The organism is Sneathiella sp. (assembly GCF_002694385.1).
GTDB lineage: Bacteria > Pseudomonadota > Alphaproteobacteria > Sneathiellales > Sneathiellaceae > Sneathiella.
Window position 1 is genome coordinate 33,017 of the sequence record NZ_NZMB01000018.1, and the last position, 16,811, is coordinate 49,827.

Sequence of the window (16,811 nt, forward strand, 5' to 3'; positions counted from 1 at the left end):
GCCATTCATAGGAAAGGGAGAAACACATGCCAGAGATTGGAGACAAGGCCCCGGACTTCACCATGCCAACCGACGGCGAGGGAGATATCAGCCTCGCCTCCCTTAAAGGCAAGAATGTCGTTCTTTATTTCTACCCCAAGGACAACACCCCCGGCTGCACGACGGAGGCGATTGATTTTTCTGCCAAAATCAAGGAATTCGACAAGGCCGGTACGGTAGTTGTCGGCGTATCCCGCGACAGCGTGAAAAAACACGCCAACTTCCGGGAAAAGCATGACCTGCATGTCATTCTGGGCGCGGATGAAGACGGCAGCGTGTGCGAAGCCTATGGCGTCTGGGTCGAGAAAATGAATTACGGCCGCAAATATATGGGGATCGAGCGATCCACCTTCCTGATTGACGGCAAGGGCGTCATCCGCAATGTCTGGCGGAAAGTGAAGGTCAAGGGCCATGCCGATGCGGTGCTGGAGGCCGTGCAGGCCCTCTCGTGACGGACCTCGCCACTCTTGCCCTTGCTGTCCTCATGGAGCCGGACGCCGCAGGGAAAGCCGACTTGAGCCGGGAGGCCGCAGCGCTGTGGCGGGCGTCGAACGGCGCAATGGCCATTGGCAACAGCGTTCCGCCTGATCGCCCGGCGCGTCCCGCATTGCCGGAACTTCTGCCGCCCAATGAGATGCCGCGCCGCCGCGGCCAGTCAGAGGCGGCGCGCGCCGCTCTCCTGCACGCCGTGCAGCATATCGAGCTGAACGCCATTGACCTGGCCTGGGACATGGTGGCCCGCTTCACCGACGCTGATCTGCCCCGCGCCTTCTATAATGACTGGGTACGCGTCGGGGAGGAGGAAGCAACGCATTTCACCCTGCTGGCCGGACGGATGGCCGATTTCGGCTATGCCTATGGCGATTTTCCGGCCCATGACGGGCTGTGGGAGGCGGCACTCGCAACCCGCCACAACCTGCCCGCCCGGCTGGCCGTGGTGCCGATGGTGCTGGAAGCGCGGGGCCTGGATGTCACCCCTGCCATGATCGACCGATTCGCGAAGATCGGCGATGAAACGAGCGCCCGCATACTTAACAGAATCCTAATGGATGAAATTACTCATGTGGCGACGGGCAGCCGCTGGTTCCACTATATCTGCGCCCGCGAGACAATTGATCCGCGGATGAGCTGGCAGGAGCTTGTGGAAAAAAACTTCAAAGGCCTTTTAAAACCCCCGTTTAACAGAGCCGCCCGGGAAGAAGCCGGGCTGCCCGAAGAATATTATGCCCCCCTTGCCGCCCCCGCTCCGGGGCCAAATCCAAAAAACGGCAAACTTTAACGGCCGCTCTCCCCTGTTGATGTTCGAAAAAAAATCGGGTCTATTATTCGCGCTCCCCGCAATTGGAATGAAGCAACGGAACCGGATCAGGATGGCCAGATGAGGCTGAATGCCATAATCAACAAAATCCTTAAAGAGCGCCAGGTCATTGTCAGCACGCGCGGAAAGCTGCGCTATCTGAAACTGTCCGTGTCGGCGCAGGCCATGGGGCTGGTGGTCGGTGCCGGTTTCATTGGCATGTTCGGCTATTTTCTTGTGGGCGGCGCCCTGCAATATCAGCAGATGACAGAAGCGCAGGCCAAAATCCTGTCGTTACAGGCGAGCCATGACGCGCTGGCGGCCGATTTCAGGCTGGCGCAATCGACAATTGCCGCGACACAGGGCGAGTTGGACCAGCAATATGCCCGGCTTGAAGAAATTCTCGCCAATCGCAAGGAAACCGCAGAAGCGCTTGATTTTGCCGCCGACAGCGGCGAAGAAACGCTGGAAGGCCGGATCCGTGCCCTGGGCGAGAGCCTGCATCAGGCAACGGCGCGGCGTGAACAGCTTGAACTGGAAGTCATGCAGCTCAACAAGACGATGTTCCAGACTGCCCGCATGCGCGACGAAGCCCGCGCCAGCAGCGCCAAGACCGAACAGAAACTCGTCACCTTACGCCAGCTTGTCAATCTCTATGCCTCCACCCGTGAGGATATCTACCGCGAGCTGGAGGATAGCCGCAGGCAGCACACCGCGCTGAAGCAGGAAGTCGGCGACCGTATCGAAAGGGAAAGCCTGCTGACCGCCGAGGTGACGGATCTGCGCCAGCGGATGACACGTATGTCCAGCGACAATAAGGATCTGCTCGCCCGTATCCACGACCGGACCAATGAAAATGTCGCGGCGCTGCGCGAGATTATCCTGCTTACCGGGCTCGATCCGGACAAGCTGCTGGATGCGGACGGAGAAAATATCGGTCAGGGCGGCCCGTTCATGGCGCCACGGCCCGAGGGACGGCTGCTGGTAACTGAGCGGGATTTCTACGCCCAGACTGAGAAGATGGAGGCGAGCCTCGCCCGCTGGCAATCGCTGCAAACGCTGCTCCAGCAGCTTCCCCTTGCCCGCCCGGTCGATGTCGGTTATGTCACCTCCAGCTTCGGCAAGCGCCACGACCCGATGACAAAACGCTCCGCTTTCCATTCGGGGCTGGACATGGCCGGACCAAAGAATGCATCGGTCATTGCCACCGCACCGGGAGTTGTCACTTTTGCAGGGCATAATGGCGCCTATGGCGTGATGGTCACCATTGATCACGGCTATGGGTTCCAGACCCGCTATGCGCATCTGAAGAAAGCGACCGTGAAAAAGGGCGACAAGATCGACTATCGCACCAAAATTGGCGTAATGGGGTCCACCGGTCGAAGCACCGGCCGCCATGTTCATTATGAAATCATGTATGACGGTGAACATCTGGACCCCGCAAAATTCATCCAGGCAGGGAGATATGCGTTCAAAGCGACGCCGAAGCTCGAAAAAGCCGAACTCGAGACATCCGCGAAGTGAGGAACGACCATGTTTTCCGGTAACCGCAAGGAAGAAGAAAAAGTGAAACCCGCCCGCTCTAATGCCATGCCGTCCATTCTGGCTGAAAGCCTGACAATCGAAGGTAATCTCGTCTCCGCGGGAGAAATCCAGATCGAAGGGCAGGTCACCGGCAATCTTGAGGTCGGCAGCCTCATCGTTGGCGAAAAGGCCGTCATCAATGGCGATATCAGCGCCGGGAAAATGGTCATCCGCGGCGAGGTGAACGGCGCCATGCGCGGCGATGAGATTACCGTCACCTCAACGGCAGTGATCCACGGCGATATCGTCCATGCTTCTCTCAGCATCGAACCCGGCGCCAAGATTGACGGCCATCTGAAACATAGCGAAACCCCGCGCGCGCAAGGTGGCGCAGGCGATGGCCGCGATACCGTCACCTTTATCGGCAAGACTGATGCCGTGCGCGGCGATCACTGAACGACGGCGCAGCCGCCCGCCACACACAAGAAAAGGCCCGCATTTCTGCGGGCCTTTTGCGTAAGGGTCTGCGTCGATCAGCCGACGAGTTCGGAACCGGCGAAGAAATAGGCAATCTCGATCGCGGCGTTGGCCTGGCTGTCGGAGCCATGCACGGAGTTGGCTTCGATGCTTTCGGCGAAGGTTTTGCGGATGGTGCCCTCGGCCGCATCCTTGGGGTTAGTCGCGCCCATCACATCACGGTTCTTCGCAATGGCGTTTTCACCTTCCAGAACCTGGACAACGACCGGGCCGGAGATCATGAAATCCACCAATTCGCCGAAGAACGGGCGTTCCTTGTGCACAGCATAGAAGGTTTCGGCATTTTCGCGGGTCATGCGGATGCGCTTCTGGGCGATGATGCGCAGGCCAGCCTCTTCCAGCATGGCATTAACCTTGCCGGTCAGGTTGCGGCGGGTTGCATCGGGTTTGATGATTGAAAAGGTACGTTCAAGGGCCATTGTGTCACTCGCATTGTGAAGGGGACAAAATTTTATTTCGCGCGCCTTATAGCGGGGATGCGCCCTCCCGGCAAGGCGTTTGATGGATTTTGCCGCATTTGTCTCCCCGGCGAAAAGCGGTTACAGTCGCAGCGCGGAGCCGAAACGGTTGTCAAGGCGTCCAAGAGACCGGACAGGGAAGGCATATGAATAAAGAGATTGAGGCATTGCTGAACGCGGCCGGGCGCTGGCAACAGGAATGTCGGAAACTGCGCGCCATCCTGAATGGCTATCCGCTCGTTGAAACAGTAAAATGGGGCAAGCCCAGCTACACATATAATAATAGCAATCTTGTTATGATCTATGCCCTGAAAGACGCCAGCGCGCTCGGCTTTTTCAAGGGCGCGCTGATGACCGATCCGCAGGGCATCCTTCAAAAACCGGGGGAGAATTCGCAGGCCATGCGCTGGGCCAAATTTACCGGCACCGCCGAAATCGAAGCGGCCGCGCCAACCCTGAAAAGCTATATCGGGGAAGCTATCGCCCTCGAAAAGGCGGGCGCGACAATTGACTTCAAGGAGAAGGACAATCTTGTCCTTGCCGCGGAATTACAGGAAAAGCTCGCCTCCGATGCAGCGTTCAGAGCGGCGTTTAAAGGGCTCACGCCCGGGCGACAGCGCGGCTACAATCTGCATTTTTCCGGTGCGAAGCAGGCGGCAACGAGGGTCTCACGGATTGAAAAATGCACGCCCCGCATTCTGGCGGGAAAAGGCCTGCACGACCGCTAGGGCCTGCGTCTCTCCACCGGCGCCATTGCCGCCGACGCCGCCCGTCAGTAATAGGCCGGATTGTCGGCGATGGTGAGGCGATGCAACAGGCGCTCATGCCCCTCATAGCCGCCAGTCGCCTTGTGCAAGACGGAGCGGTTGTCCCAGAGGACCAGCATGTCCGGCTCCCATTTATGGCGATAGATGAATTCCTCCCGCCCCTGCCAGCGGGCCAGTTCTTTAAGCAAGTCCTTCGCGCTCTCATGGTCCATGCCGTCGAGATCGACCAGATAGCCGCCGCCGAAAATGCCGAGCCGGCCGTTTTCCGGATGGGTGCGGATGACCGGATGCGGCTCGATCCTGTTCGCCTCGTCCGAGACGGCGATGCGCATGGCGCCCTTGAAATTCTTCTCCGAATAGGCGCCGTCGCGGGCATAGGCCCCCTTGGCCGAATGGATGGCCGTCAGCTCCCTGAACCGGTCCTTCATCTCGTCCGGCATTTCCTCCCACGCGAGATGCTGGTTGGAAAAGAAGGTATCGCCGCCCTCCTCGGGGATGATCAGGCCATAGAGCATTGTGCCGGACGGCGGCACCGGCATGAAGCTCCAGTCCGAATGCCAGTTGTCGGCGAAAATCCGCCCGGTCTCGTCGGCACGCCGGTGCACCGCCGCAATCCGCTCATGCCCGTCGATGGGACGGAAGAACGGATCATCGCCGATCGGGCCGAGATATTCGGCAACCCGGACCAGCCCGTCATTGTCCAGCTTCTGGTTGGGAAACACGAGCACATGATGCGCCATCCAGGCGGCGCGAATGGCGGCCACTTCCTGCCTGTCGAGGGGGGCCGACAAATCGACCCCTTCCACCCGCGCGCCGCAGGGCGCATCGATTTTCGAAACCGTGATCATGAGACCTCCCCGTCTTTTTGTTTTTAAAAGTCATAGCACCAGATGCGCCGTTGACCAACAATTCTCTTGCGCCGGGGAGGCTCTTATGAAGGGAACATCAGGGGAGACACCGCCTTACTCGGGCGGGATCGTCTCGAATGCCTGAAGCTCCGGATCCATCCTGTCCCAGGCCTGCCCCGCCGAGGCATAGGTAATCACAGCCGGGCGGAACAGCGCCGGATCATCAAGGCTCGCGGCATGCACAGCAATGACATCGGGCATGACCTCGAGCAGGAGATAGAGCGGCACGCCGCAGGCGGCGCAGAAGCCGTGGGTCTTCGCCTTCCCGCTGTCGCCCAGCACCCGCCATTCCGTCGCCTTGCCGGTGAGACGGACGACGGCCCGGTCCGGAAAGGTTAGAAAGGAGCTATGCCCCGTCCCGCTCCGGCGCTGACAGTCCCGGCACTGGCAATGGTTTTCGAAGACCGGTTCGCTGTCCGCCTCATAGCGGACCGCGCCGCAGGCACAGCCGCCGGAATATCGTCTTTCCGTCATTATAAAAATCCTTTCAGATTGACAGTCTCAGGCCGCCGTTTCAGTGGCGCAAGGGTTGGCGAACACGTCCATGGGCTCGTCCGTCTCCAGATAGGACTTGAGGCTGGAGAGCACGAGCGGCCAGCCCCTCGAGATACCGTTCGCCATGCCGCTGCCCGCCTCGAGCTCATCATGGGTGACGGTCAGGCGCACCATATCCTCATACGGCACCAGATCGAAGGTGACGCGGCTGTGCGCCTCGCGGTTGTCATATTCCGCCGGGTCCGACCAGCTGATGACCAGCCGCTTCGGCGGATCGATCTCGATCACATCCCCGGCGATATTGACCTTCTTTTCCTCATTATCGCGGACATGCTCCCATTTGGAGCCGACCTTCCAGTCGGAGACATTTCCATGCCCCCAGTAGCGGGCGGCGATCTCGGGCCGGGTGATGGCGTCGAATATCTTCTGCTGCGTCGCGCGGATATAGGTCACATACACGAATGTCGTCTTTTCACTGCTCATCTTGATCTCCTTCCAGTTCGGTTTTCAGCTCATGCAGCAGGCTCAATCGCTGCTGCTCGAATTTTCGTATCCAGCGTTCGTAGATCGTCTGGAGCGGCACCGGGTTGAGGAAATGCAACTTCTCCCGCCCCCTTTTCACCGTCGAGACAAGATTGGCGTCCTCCAGCAGGCCGATATGTTGCGTCACGGACTGGCGTTTCATGTCCATATGCGCACATAGCTGGCCCAGGGTCTGGCCGTTCTTCTCGCAGAGCAGATCCAGTATCTTTCGCCGTGTCGGATCGCCCAGCGCCTTGAATGTCTTGTCGTCGTCCATACGCTACTCCTTGGGCTGGATAATATGCAGGTATTTACCTGCATGTCAATAAATTTATATCCGGATCATCAAAGCCGCCATTTTCCGCCTTTCGGGCAAGCGCGCTTTCTGTTAGAGAGTGCCCCATGCTGCAAATCAAGGATCTCACATACCGCATTGCGGGCCGCACCCTGCTGGACGGAGCCTCGCTTCATGTGCCGGTTGGCCATCGTTTTGGCCTGATCGGGCGCAATGGCACGGGGAAATCGACGCTGTTCAAGCTGATCACGGGCGAGTTGCATGCCGACGGCGGCAGCATCGAGCTGCGCAAGGGCGCGCGGCTTGGCGTCCTGCCGCAGGAAGCGCCGGGCGGGCCGGAAAGCCTGCTGGAGACGGTGCTTGCCGCCGATATCGAGCGGGCCGCCCTGATGCAGGAGGCGGAGACTGCCACGGACGGCATGCGCATCGCCGAAATCCACACACGCCTCGCCGATATCGACGCGCACACGGCGGAGGCGCGGGCCGCGAAAATCCTGTCCGGCCTCGGTTTCGATCATGACGCGCAGCAGCGCCCCTGCTCCTCCTTCTCGGGCGGCTGGCGGACGCGTGTCGCGCTTGCGGGCACGCTGTTTGCCGAGCCGGACCTCCTGCTGCTCGACGAGCCGAGCAACTATCTCGATCTGGAGGCGACGCTGTGGCTGGAAAGTTTCCTCCGCAACTATCAGCGCACCCTCATCATCATCAGCCATGACAAGGACCTGCTGAACAATGTGGTGACCGAGATTGCCCATCTCGACCAAATGAAGCTCGTCAAATACACCGGTAACTACGCCTTCTTCGAAAAGACCCGGCGCGAGCAGATGGAGCTTCTCGCCGGGATGGCGCGCAAGCAGGAAGCGCATCGCAAGCATCTGCAAAGCTTCGTCGATCGTTTCCGCGCCAAGGCGTCAAAGGCGCGCCAGGCGCAGAGCCGCGTGAAGATGCTGGAGAAGATGCAGCCCGTCGTCGGCATTGTCGAGGAACATACGGCGAGCCTGAGGTTCCAGGCGCCCGAACCGCTCTCCTCCCCCATCATCACGATGGAGGGATGCACGGTCGGCTATACGCCCGGCAAGCCGGTGCTGCGCCATCTCGATTTGCGTATCGATATGGATGACCGCATCGCGCTTCTGGGCTCCAACGGCAACGGCAAATCGACCTTCGCCAAGCTGATCGCCGGCCGGCTCAAACCCGAAACCGGGAAGATGCAGAAATCGGGCAAGCTCAAGATCGGCTTCTTCGCGCAGCATCAGCTTGACGAGATGCACCCGGAGGAAACCGCCTATCAGCATCTGGCGGCGAAAGTCGAGAACGGGCAGGAATCGAAAATCCGCGCCCGCCTCGGCCAGTTCGGTTTTTCGCGCGAGAAGACCGACACGCCCGTCAGCCAGCTTTCGGGCGGCGAGAAGGCACGGCTCAACTTCTGCCTGATCGCGGAGGAAAAGCCGCATCTCCTCATCCTCGACGAGCCGACCAACCATCTCGATGTGGACAGCCGCGAGGCGCTGATCGAGGGGCTGAACGCCTATGAAGGCGCGGTGCTGCTGATCAGCCATGACCCGCATCTCGTCTCTCTGGTGGCTGATCGCCTCTGGCTGGTGAAGGACGGCGGCGTCCATGCTTTCGAGGGGGATATCGAGGATTACAAGCGCGAGGTGCTGGACGGCGCCCGCGGCGGCAACAATAATCGCAAGAACGAGAGCGAGAGCGCCCCTGCGCAACCGAAACTATCAGGCAAGGAAGCGCGCAAAGCCCGCGCCGCGGCCCGCGCTGCCCTTGCCCCGAAGCAGCAGGAGCTGAAACGGCTGGAGCGGCAAATGCAGGACCTCGCCGCCCGGCAGGCCGCGCTCGAAACCGATCTCGCCGACCCCGCCACCTACGACAAGGGCCCGGCGCATCAGGCCAAACTCACCGACCAGATCGGACGGATAAAAGCGGACCTCGCCCGCACGGAAGAAAAATGGCTCGCGCTCAGTGAGGAACTGGAGGCGCAAGGCGCGGCTTAACTCCCGCCTCCGCGCATTCGCGCAAGTTCATCTACGACAAGTTGCATTGGTAATTCGAAGAAGTCGAATAATGCATATAGTGGCGATAGCAACGGGCGTACAATTTCAGGCAGGTTTGTATCAATTGCCTGTGCGTCAATATGAGTGGTAAGGGTAATCGAATTTTGTTGCGCGACTCTTCCCTCGCGAATGTTACGCCGGTTACCAACACTAATCAACGATCTGCCCGCTAACCCTTCATATGTAACAACAAATCTGATTGCCGTTGGTCCCTCAAAGAGGCCGGCAGCTAAACTACTCGCATGAAGCAGTGTTTCACCAACTCTCCAAACTGGGAGGGTAAGATCAAAAGCAGTACCAACTGGGATTGCCCTCTGATCCTCCATACCGTCTTCTTGAAAACCTCGAAGAAGAAAAGCTAGGCCTTCGGGATGGATACGCCAGAAATCAGAATGCGCTGCGTCACGTTGCTCGATAGGCGCTTCATCATCGCTTCCGAGCCAACATTCGACGGCACCGTCGATCAGATAGGGGGCAATGCCCCTACGGAGAGGATACCAAAAAGGTGGCCAGCCAGTGTGATGAACGACACTATTCCTTAGCACCTCAGGAATTTCAGCCGTATCAAGCTGCCGGTTTTGCCCCTCAATCTTATATGCAATGCGATAAAAACCGTGTGTGAATCTTGCTCCAACATTGGCGGGCAGAGGTTCAGTAAGATCACTCCAACGCTCAAAACTTTTATCAATCCATTCTTCTAGTTTATCAGGTTCAGTCGGCTGCTGAAGCTGCGGGACAGCACCCGTGATCAGATCTCTTATTTGATCATACATTTCGTCACGCCGATTCCGAAGACAACGACCAAGTAAATCGTCCCAGTCTTGCGCACTTTGCGGCATTTCACTACGTGGTCCCGGCTTGCGGATATAGATTGCGTTGTCCGCCAGTATATTACCGTTCGGCCCAGAGCGCCGAGCCCGAATGGGAACTTTATGTCCTCCTGGAATGACCACAATCGGAAAAATTGCGTCATCCGGATTAGAAACAAAATGAACCTCACAATGAAAAGGAGGATCGCTGTAGTATTGGATTATGCCGTTAATTAAATCTTGGTTGTACCCATCAAGTGTTGGAGGACGGCCATCTGCCTCCAACATATTCTCATCCGACAATCCAAGTATTATAAAACCACCGCCGTGGTTTGAGATGGCAATCGCAGCCTTAGCGAAAGTTGCTTTGTCATTATTCGAGTTTTGTAAGCCTAACCAGTTCTTGACCTCTAAATTTAGGTCTTCTCTAGGATCGACTAATAAATCAGCGAGGCGTTCTCGACTAAATTCCTGAGGCATCTTATTAGATGTATCACATAAACATGACGCTATCTACGCCTTCTTATCCCACCCCGTGTCCGTCTGCTGATAGTAGGTGACGGGGGTGTCCTGTTCGCGGAAGGCTTTCCAGCGGCCTCTCGCCGCCTGTAAGGCCGTCTCGTCATTGCCGTCGAACATATAGACGCAGCGCTCGAAGCTATCGAGATCGGCGGCGTCCGCATCGTCAATCAGGACAAGCAGGGTGGCGGCGTTGGGGTTGCCCGCCGTATCAAGGGTGAGATAGACCGGCTGCGCCGCCGGATCGAGGGTGAGGCCATCGCCCGCCCGTCCGTGGGCGAGGAAGGAGGTGTCGCGATAGCTCCAGAGATCGTCATCGAGCGCCTCCAACCGCGCTTCATCTCGGCCACGGATCAGCACGCGGAAGCCGCGCTCGCGGATTTTTTCAAGCAGGCGCGGCAGCGCCCGCCCGAGCGGTTCCGACAACAGGTGATAGAAGCCGACTTCCTGCACCCCGCCGCCGCCTATTTCCCTTCGTAATGATCGCGGATCAGCCGATCCAGCAGCCGCACGCCATAGCCGGTGCCGCCCTTCGGCGTTGTCGGCTTGTCGGCCTTGGACCAGGCCATGCCCGCGATATCAAGATGCGCCCAAGGCACATCATTCACGAATTTCTGGAGGAATTCCGCCGCCACGATGGAGCCCGCGCCGCGCCCGCCGGTGCCGATATTCTGCAAATCGGCGATGGGGGATTTGATCTGCTTGGCATAGTCCTTCGACATGGGCAGGCGCCAGACCCCCTCTCCCACCAGCTTGCCGGCCTCGAACAGGCGATCGGACAGCTCGTCATTATTGGAGAAGAGACCGGCGTTTTCATGGCCGAGGGTGACGATGATGGCGCCCGTCAGGGTGGCGAGATCAATCATGAATTCCGGCTTGAAACGGTCCTGCGTGTACCACAACGCGTCCGCCAGCACGAGGCGGCCTTCGGCGTCGGTATTCAGCACCTCGATCGTCTGGCCGGACATGGAGGTGACGATATCGCCCGGACGCTGCGCATTGCCATCGGGCATGTTTTCCACAAGGCCGATAACGCCGACGACATTGATCTTGGCCTTGCGGCCCGCCAGCGCCTTCATCAGGCCGGTGACCGTGCCCGCGCCGCCCATGTCCCATTTCATTTCCTCCATGCCGCCGGCCGGCTTCAGCGAGATACCACCGGTATCGAAGCAGACGCCCTTGCCAACAAACGCGAGCGGCTTGCGCCCCGCCTTGCGGCCCGTCGCGCCGTTCCACTGCATGATGACGAGGCGGCTATCGCGTTTCGAGCCCTGCCCGACGCCGAGCAGCGCCCCCATGCCGAGGCGCTGCATCTTCGCTTCGTCCAGCACCTCAACATCAACGCCAAGCTCTGTCAGCTCCATGCAGCGGGCGGCGAAGCTTTCGGGGTACAGCGTATTGGCGGGTTCGCTCACCAGATCGCGGGTCAGGAACACCCCTTCGACAAGCGCCTCCAGATCGGCGAAGGCTTTCCTCGCCGTGGCGGAGCCCTTGCAGGAAACCGTCATGCGGGTCAGCGTCGGCTCGCTTGCCTCCTCCACATTGGTTTTGTATTTACGGAACCGATAGGAGCCGAGCATCGCCCCCGCCGCGACCGAGGCGGCAGCCTCGTTGGCTTTGAATTCCTCCCCGCTCAACTCGTCCAGAATGACGGTGACGCTGCGCGCGCCCGATGCATTCAGCCTCTTCACCAGCGATCCGCCCAGACTTTCCATGTCGAGCGGCGTCAGCTTCTCCGGCTCCCCCAGACCAAACAGGATCACCCGGGAAACTTCCAGCCCCGAAGGCGCGATGATTTCAAGAAAATCACCCGGTTTTCCCTTGAAGCGGCTGGTCGTCATGGCCCGGCTGAGCGCCCCCTTTGTCTTCTTGTCCACATCCTTTGCAGTGGGGGAAAGGACATTGTCGGCATAAACGGCCACCGCGAGGGAGCCGCGCTTGGGGAGAGAGATTTCTGAAAATGCGAACTTCATGGAAAATTCCTGTTGTGTTTACCGCCTCAATCAGGGAGACATAGGGTATTGACTGATCAATATCAAAAAACCGTTTTATATATTTTTCATAGCGTGTCCTTTCCTGACTGGCAACTGGCAAAACTATGGCTATACTCCCGGCATGACGAATGTTAACCGTTACATCATGCGGCAGCTCGCCGTTCCCGTCCTGTTCATTACCTTTTCCCTGACGGGGGTTATCTGGCTGTCGCAATCCCTCAAATTCGTCGAACAGCTGATCAATGGTCTGCCGGTCACCACCTTTCTGTATCTGTCGCTGCTGCTGCTGCCGGAAATCTTTCGCTACACGCTGCTGCTCGGGGTATTTTTCGGCACGCTGTTCGCGTTCAACAAGCTCTATACGGATAGTGAACTGATCGTCATGTGGGCGGCGGGCCTCAGCAAATGGGCGCTTGCCAAACCGGTGCTTTATTTCGCGCTAATCGTGATGCTGGTCCTGTATATTCTCAACTTCCTGCTCGCGCCTTTCGGCGGCCGCACCGTCAAGGAGCTGCGCGTCTCGTGGGAAGACAATATCGCTACTGTCGTCCTGCGCGAGGGGGTGTTCAACAATCTGGCGGGCGGTGTCACCGTCTATATCCGCGAAAAAACCCCCTCCGGCGAGATGCTCGGCATTCTCGTGCATGACGAACGGATCCCCGAAAAGCCCGTTACCTATATGGCCGAACGGGGCGCGTTCGTGAAAACCGATGCGGGGCCGCGCTTTGTCATGCACCTTGGCAATCTTCAGGAGGTGTCCAAGGAAGACGCCAAGCTGAGCCTGCTGTATTTCGACCAGTATACCCTTGATATCACACAGTTCCAGAAGGAGAGCGGACCGCCCTGGCTCTCCGCCGATCACCGCTATCTGCCCGAATTGCTGTTTCCGGAAGCAGGAGAGAGAACGCAGCAGGAATTGCCAAAGCTGCGGGCCGAACTGCATCAGCGCATCATACTGCCGCTGTATGCCGCCGCCCTTGTCCTGATCGCGCTGGCCGGGGTAATGGGCGGTGAGTTTACGCGGCGCGGGCGGACAAAACGCACACTCGCCGCCTCAGCGGCGAGCGTGCTGCTGCTGATTGGCGGTATGGCGCTGTTCCGCATCACCGATCATCCCGGGCTGATTATTCCGCTGCAATATCTGCTGCCTGTCGCCGCGGGCACCCTGGGCGGCTATATTGCATCCGGTGGAGGCTTCCGCTTCCTGCAAAACCGATTACTGCGGGCAACACCGGCAGGAAGCGGGGCAGAATGATCCAGCTTCCAAACACGCTCTCCGTCTATCTGGGGAAGCAGTTTCTCAAGAATACCGCCATCATTTTCGGCGTGCTGATGACCATTGTCTTTCTCGCCGATTTTATCGAGGCCCTGCGCCGCGGCGGCGACCGTGACGATATGACCATCGGTATTCTTCTGCAAATGGTGTTTCTGCGCCTGCCCACGCTGTCGCTAAAACTGCTGCCCTTTATAGCGCTATTCGGCGCCATGTTGACATTCTTCCGTCTCGCCAAAACGAGTGAACTGGCTGTCATCCGCGCAACTGGCGTCTCCATCTGGCAATTCCTGTTTCCGGCCCTGTCCATCGCCTTCGCCTTCGGCATCCTGGTGCTGACTGTAATCAATCCGATCGCGGCGGCCATGCAGGCGGAGAATGACCGGATGGAAGCGAAATATTTTGAACGTCAGTCGAACCTGCTGACCCTTTCCACCAATGATCTGTGGCTACGGCAGGTGGATGAGGACGGGCTGTCCGTCATCCATGCGCGCGGCGTTGTCAATCAGGGGATCGACCTCACGGAGGTGATCATTTTCCAGTATGACAGGGGCGACATCTTCACCGGCCGTCTTGATGCGGACAAGGCGCGGCTGCGGCCCGGTTACTGGGATCTGGAGAATGTCGTCATTACCGGCCCCAACCGTCCGGCCGAACGGCGCGAACGGCTTGAAGTGCCGACGTCCCTCACCCTGTTGCAGATCCAGGAAAGCTTCGCCTCTCCGGCGACCCTGTCTTTCTGGGATCTGCCGGGCTTTATCGCCACCCTTGAAAAGGCCGGTTTTTCCGGCGATCGTCACCGGCTGTACTTCTACAGCCTGATCGCCGGGCCAATCCTGCTGCTGGCCATGGTCCTGGTCGCGGCCACTTTCTCGCTGCGTTCGCTACGGCAGGGGCGAACGGTGATGATGGTGCTTGGCGGCATTGTCACAGGCTTTGTATTTTATTTCATGACTGACATCATCTATGCCCTGGGCCTTGCCGGCAACCTGCCGGTGCTTCTGGCGGCCTTTATTCCGGCGGCGGCCATCACATTGTTCGGTCTCGCCATGATGTTTCATCTGGAGGATGGCTAGTTGATGCGGCGGTTACTCAATTCCGGCGTCAGCATGCTCGCCCTTCTCGCCGCGTCAGCAGCCATTGGCAGCCTCCCCGCCCATGCGCAAACGACGGGCGAGGCATCCGCCGCACCGTCTGCCGATGTCAATCAGGAAGCGCTGCTGAGCGCCGACGAGGTGGTCTATGACAATGCCGCGCAGCGGGTGGAGGCGAGCGGCAATGTGGAAATCATGCAGGGGCAACGCATCCTGAAGGCGGATCGCGTCGTCTATGACATTTCCGCCGACACGGTAAAGGCATTTGGCAATATCGTCCTGCTGGAGCCATCGGGCGACGTTCTCTTCGCTGATAATATGGAATTGAAGAACGAGCTCAAGACAGGTGCCATTCGCGACCTCAAGATCCTGTTCACCGACAATTCCCGTCTCGCTGCCCATGATGCGGTGCGCGAAGATGAAAACCGGACCGTCATGACCAAGGCCGTGTTCACGAGCTGCGAGGCGTGCCGCGAAAACCCGGACCGTCCGCCGATCTGGCAGGCGAAAGCGGAAAAAGTGATCCATGACCGGGTGGACAAGACCATCACCTACCGCAACGCCTTTCTGGAATTCTTCGGCGTGCCGGTTATCTATACGCCGTATTTCTCACATCCCGATCCCAGCGTGGACCGTCAGAGCGGTTTTCTCGCGCCGACCGCCTTCAGCAGCTCGACACTCGGGTACGCGGCGCAGATCCCCTATTATTATGTCATTTCCGATGACAAGGACATGACGATCACTCCGACCATCACCACGAAACAGAATATCCAGATGGCTACAGAGTACCGGCAGGCCTTCGAGAGTGGCGATTTCGAAATTGATGGCTCCCTCACCTATGTGGACAAGGTTGACCGCAACAATGACACGACCGGTGGGCAGGAATTTCAGGGGCATATCCGCTCCGAAGGCAATTTTCGCATTGATGATGCCTGGGACTGGGGCTTCAACGTCTTTCGCACCACCCATGATACCTATTTACGCAAATATGATATCAGCAGCGAAAATACCCTGACCTCCTTCGCCTATCTACAGGGCCAGCGTGGCCGCAACCTGTCGCGCCTCTCCGCCTACAGCTTTCAGGGGCTGACTGAAGCCGATGTTTCCGGTGAAACTCCGATTGTTCCAGCCTGGTGGAATTATTCCTATGTTGGCGAACCCAATGACTTCGGCGGCCGGTTCAGTGTCGACGCCGACGCGCTCGCCATTTTCCGTACCAGCGGTCAGGATACCAACCGCATGTCGCTGCAAGGGGGCTACTATATTCCCTACACCACCTCGAATGGTCAGGTGATCAGCTTCAACAGCAGCATGCGGGGTGATCTTTACTATGCCCGCGACATTCTTTCCAATCCGGCCGATCCGTCCAGCGCGACCAACCAGGATAATTTCTATGGGCGTGTGGTGCCCTCTGCATCTGTCAAATGGCGCTATCCTTTCGTCCGTCAGGCCGGGAGCATCCGCCAGACGGTGGAGCCCATCGTCGAAGCGGTGTGGTCCGATGTCTATGGCGATGAGGATACGCCGAACGAAGATAGCCTCAGCTTCGAATTTGACGATACCAATCTGTTCGGTTCCAACCGCTATGCCGGGATTGATCTGGTGGAGGAAGGCGGCCGCATCAATTATGGCGTTAATTTCGGCTTATACGGCGCGTCCGGCGGATATACCTCGCTGCTGCTTGGTCAGACCTATCATCTGGATGACAATACCGGCTTTCAGAACGGCACCGGACTTGAGGATAAATTCTCGGACTATGTGGCGCGGGTTGAAATCCGCCCCACCGACAATCTGCAATTCGTCAACCGCGTACGCCTCGATCATGACACCCTGAAGCTGGCCCGCAACGAGGTGACCCTGAAACTCGGAGATATGGATAACTTCTTCGATCTGGGATATGTCTTTCTGCAAAATGACATCAACGGCCTGACCGGGTCCAAGCGCGAGGAAATCTATGTCGCGGGCAAAGTCAAGATTGCAGAATACTGGAGCACCTATGGCAGCTACCGGCGTGATCTGGTCGATGCCGGCAATTCCATTGAAGGGCGGATCGGCATTGAATATCTCGATGAGTGTTTCGGCTTTGCGCTGGAGGCCAAGCGAACCTTCACCCGTGATCGCGATGTGGAGCCGGAAACCCGCTTCAGCGTCAAAATCCGACTGCTGCCTTTCAATTAGGGGCGGAGATGGCTATTCTCTGCCCTGCTGCGTTCT

17 protein-coding genes are annotated in these 16,811 nt (G+C 58.4%); 9 read left to right on the forward strand and 8 right to left on the reverse strand.

The genetic code is table 11. The annotated features are described in order from the left end of the window. The first annotated feature begins 26 nt into the window (after window positions 1-26). From bcp to CMN55_RS12190, 4 genes are all read left to right on the forward strand, one after another. On the forward strand, window positions 27-491 hold the full coding sequence (gene bcp, locus CMN55_RS12175; RefSeq protein WP_293950082.1) for a thioredoxin-dependent thiol peroxidase: 465 nt from the start codon (window positions 27-29) through the stop codon (window positions 489-491). After that, window positions 488-1,318, forward strand: a complete 831-nt coding sequence (locus CMN55_RS12180) for a ferritin-like domain-containing protein (RefSeq protein WP_293950083.1) — start codon at window positions 488-490, stop codon at window positions 1,316-1,318. Before bcp ends, CMN55_RS12180 begins: the two co-directional genes overlap by 4 nt. A 99-nt stretch (window positions 1,319-1,417) precedes the next feature. Next, complete coding sequence (locus CMN55_RS12185; RefSeq protein WP_293950084.1) at window positions 1,418-2,860, forward strand: M23 family metallopeptidase; 1,443 nt, start codon at window positions 1,418-1,420, stop codon at window positions 2,858-2,860. A 9-nt stretch (window positions 2,861-2,869) separates the two neighbouring features. After that, a complete protein-coding gene (locus CMN55_RS12190; RefSeq protein WP_293950085.1) occupies window positions 2,870-3,316 on the forward strand; it encodes a bactofilin family protein in 447 nt (148 codons plus the stop codon). 77 nt (window positions 3,317-3,393) lie between these two features. Here CMN55_RS12190 and ndk read toward each other — a convergent pair whose 3' ends face one another. Continuing rightward, window positions 3,394-3,816, reverse strand: coding sequence for a nucleoside-diphosphate kinase (gene ndk / locus CMN55_RS12195; RefSeq protein ID WP_293950086.1), 423 nt, complete (start codon window positions 3,814-3,816; stop codon window positions 3,394-3,396). Window positions 3,817-4,001: 185 nt separating this feature from the next. On the opposite strand from ndk, the gene CMN55_RS12200 reads away from it, so the two are divergent. Further along, on the forward strand, window positions 4,002-4,583 hold the full coding sequence (locus CMN55_RS12200) for a YdeI/OmpD-associated family protein (protein WP_293950087.1): 582 nt from the start codon (window positions 4,002-4,004) through the stop codon (window positions 4,581-4,583). 44 nt (window positions 4,584-4,627) lie between these two features. Here CMN55_RS12200 and CMN55_RS12205 read toward each other — a convergent pair whose 3' ends face one another. The 4 genes from CMN55_RS12205 to CMN55_RS12220 form a co-directional block, all read right to left on the reverse strand. Beyond that, on the reverse strand, window positions 4,628-5,470 hold the full coding sequence (locus CMN55_RS12205; protein ID WP_293950088.1) for a TauD/TfdA dioxygenase family protein: 843 nt from the start codon (window positions 5,468-5,470) through the stop codon (window positions 4,628-4,630). Between the two features lie 114 nt (window positions 5,471-5,584). Further along, entirely contained in the window at window positions 5,585-6,004 is a 420-nt protein-coding gene (locus tag CMN55_RS12210; protein WP_293950089.1) for a GFA family protein, read from the reverse strand. 27 nt (window positions 6,005-6,031) lie between these two features. Then, on the reverse strand, window positions 6,032-6,508 hold the full coding sequence (locus tag CMN55_RS12215; RefSeq protein WP_293950090.1) for an SRPBCC family protein: 477 nt from the start codon (window positions 6,506-6,508) through the stop codon (window positions 6,032-6,034). Further along, the gene (locus CMN55_RS12220; RefSeq protein WP_293950091.1) at window positions 6,498-6,824 is read right to left on the reverse strand and encodes an ArsR/SmtB family transcription factor; all 327 of its coding nucleotides are present in this window, start codon (window positions 6,822-6,824) and stop codon (window positions 6,498-6,500) included. The genes CMN55_RS12215 and CMN55_RS12220 overlap by 11 nt, the downstream gene beginning before the upstream one ends. Before the next feature lie 125 nt (window positions 6,825-6,949). On the opposite strand from CMN55_RS12220, the gene CMN55_RS12225 reads away from it, so the two are divergent. After that, complete coding sequence (locus tag CMN55_RS12225; RefSeq protein ID WP_293950092.1) at window positions 6,950-8,848, forward strand: ABC-F family ATP-binding cassette domain-containing protein; 1,899 nt, start codon at window positions 6,950-6,952, stop codon at window positions 8,846-8,848. On the opposite strand, the gene CMN55_RS12230 is transcribed toward CMN55_RS12225, so the two are convergent. The 3 genes from CMN55_RS12230 to CMN55_RS12240 are packed head-to-tail and all read right to left on the reverse strand — an operon-like array spanning window position 8,845 to window position 12,209. Further along, window positions 8,845-10,197, reverse strand: coding sequence for an AlbA family DNA-binding domain-containing protein (locus CMN55_RS12230; protein WP_293950093.1), 1,353 nt, complete (start codon window positions 10,195-10,197; stop codon window positions 8,845-8,847). The genes CMN55_RS12225 and CMN55_RS12230 overlap by 4 nt on opposite strands. A gap of 33 nt (window positions 10,198-10,230) precedes the next feature. Next, window positions 10,231-10,689 (reverse strand): DNA polymerase III subunit chi, encoded by a 459-nt coding sequence (locus CMN55_RS12235; RefSeq protein WP_293950094.1) that lies wholly within the window; start codon window positions 10,687-10,689, stop codon window positions 10,231-10,233. A gap of 11 nt (window positions 10,690-10,700) precedes the next feature. Continuing rightward, window positions 10,701-12,209, reverse strand: a complete 1,509-nt coding sequence (locus CMN55_RS12240) for a leucyl aminopeptidase (protein ID WP_293950095.1) — start codon at window positions 12,207-12,209, stop codon at window positions 10,701-10,703. Window positions 12,210-12,351: 142 nt separating this feature from the next. Here CMN55_RS12240 and lptF point away from each other — a divergent pair, with 142 nt between their 5' ends. Genes lptF through CMN55_RS12255 form a run of 3 tightly spaced genes read left to right on the forward strand, consistent with a single transcriptional unit; the run spans window position 12,352 to window position 16,775 of the window. Then, window positions 12,352-13,485 carry an LPS export ABC transporter permease LptF gene (gene lptF / locus CMN55_RS12245; RefSeq protein ID WP_293950096.1) on the forward strand — a complete coding sequence of 378 codons (1,134 nt, stop codon included), beginning with the start codon at window positions 12,352-12,354 and terminating at the stop codon, window positions 13,483-13,485. Continuing rightward, a complete protein-coding gene (gene lptG, locus CMN55_RS12250) occupies window positions 13,482-14,579 on the forward strand; it encodes an LPS export ABC transporter permease LptG (RefSeq protein WP_293950097.1) in 1,098 nt (365 codons plus the stop codon). The genes lptF and lptG overlap by 4 nt, the downstream gene beginning before the upstream one ends. A gap of 3 nt (window positions 14,580-14,582) precedes the next feature. Further along, the gene (locus CMN55_RS12255) at window positions 14,583-16,775 is read left to right on the forward strand and encodes an LPS-assembly protein LptD (RefSeq protein WP_293950098.1); all 2,193 of its coding nucleotides are present in this window, start codon (window positions 14,583-14,585) and stop codon (window positions 16,773-16,775) included. Window positions 16,776-16,811: the final 36 nt, after the last annotated feature.

Coding starts and splice junctions, on each gene's coding strand:
- CMN55_RS12210 (WP_293950089.1), bottom strand. CDS start 6,004: ATGACGGAAAGACGATATTCCGGCGGCTGTGCCTGCGGCGCGGTCCGC.
- bcp (WP_293950082.1), top strand. CDS start 27: ATGCCAGAGATTGGAGACAAGGCCCCGGACTTCACCATGCCAACCGAC.
- lptF (WP_293950096.1), top strand. CDS start 12,352: ATGACGAATGTTAACCGTTACATCATGCGGCAGCTCGCCGTTCCCGTC.
- CMN55_RS12185 (WP_293950084.1), top strand. CDS start 1,418: ATGAGGCTGAATGCCATAATCAACAAAATCCTTAAAGAGCGCCAGGTC.
- lptG (WP_293950097.1), top strand. CDS start 13,482: ATGATCCAGCTTCCAAACACGCTCTCCGTCTATCTGGGGAAGCAGTTT.
- CMN55_RS12230 (WP_293950093.1), bottom strand. CDS start 10,197: ATGCCTCAGGAATTTAGTCGAGAACGCCTCGCTGATTTATTAGTCGAT.
- CMN55_RS12190 (WP_293950085.1), top strand. CDS start 2,870: ATGTTTTCCGGTAACCGCAAGGAAGAAGAAAAAGTGAAACCCGCCCGC.
- CMN55_RS12205 (WP_293950088.1), bottom strand. CDS start 5,470: ATGATCACGGTTTCGAAAATCGATGCGCCCTGCGGCGCGCGGGTGGAA.
- CMN55_RS12225 (WP_293950092.1), top strand. CDS start 6,950: ATGCTGCAAATCAAGGATCTCACATACCGCATTGCGGGCCGCACCCTG.
- ndk (WP_293950086.1), bottom strand. CDS start 3,816: ATGGCCCTTGAACGTACCTTTTCAATCATCAAACCCGATGCAACCCGC.
- CMN55_RS12255 (WP_293950098.1), top strand. CDS start 14,583: ATGCGGCGGTTACTCAATTCCGGCGTCAGCATGCTCGCCCTTCTCGCC.
- CMN55_RS12220 (WP_293950091.1), bottom strand. CDS start 6,824: ATGGACGACGACAAGACATTCAAGGCGCTGGGCGATCCGACACGGCGA.
- CMN55_RS12215 (WP_293950090.1), bottom strand. CDS start 6,508: ATGAGCAGTGAAAAGACGACATTCGTGTATGTGACCTATATCCGCGCG.
- CMN55_RS12240 (WP_293950095.1), bottom strand. CDS start 12,209: ATGAAGTTCGCATTTTCAGAAATCTCTCTCCCCAAGCGCGGCTCCCTC.
- CMN55_RS12200 (WP_293950087.1), top strand. CDS start 4,002: ATGAATAAAGAGATTGAGGCATTGCTGAACGCGGCCGGGCGCTGGCAA.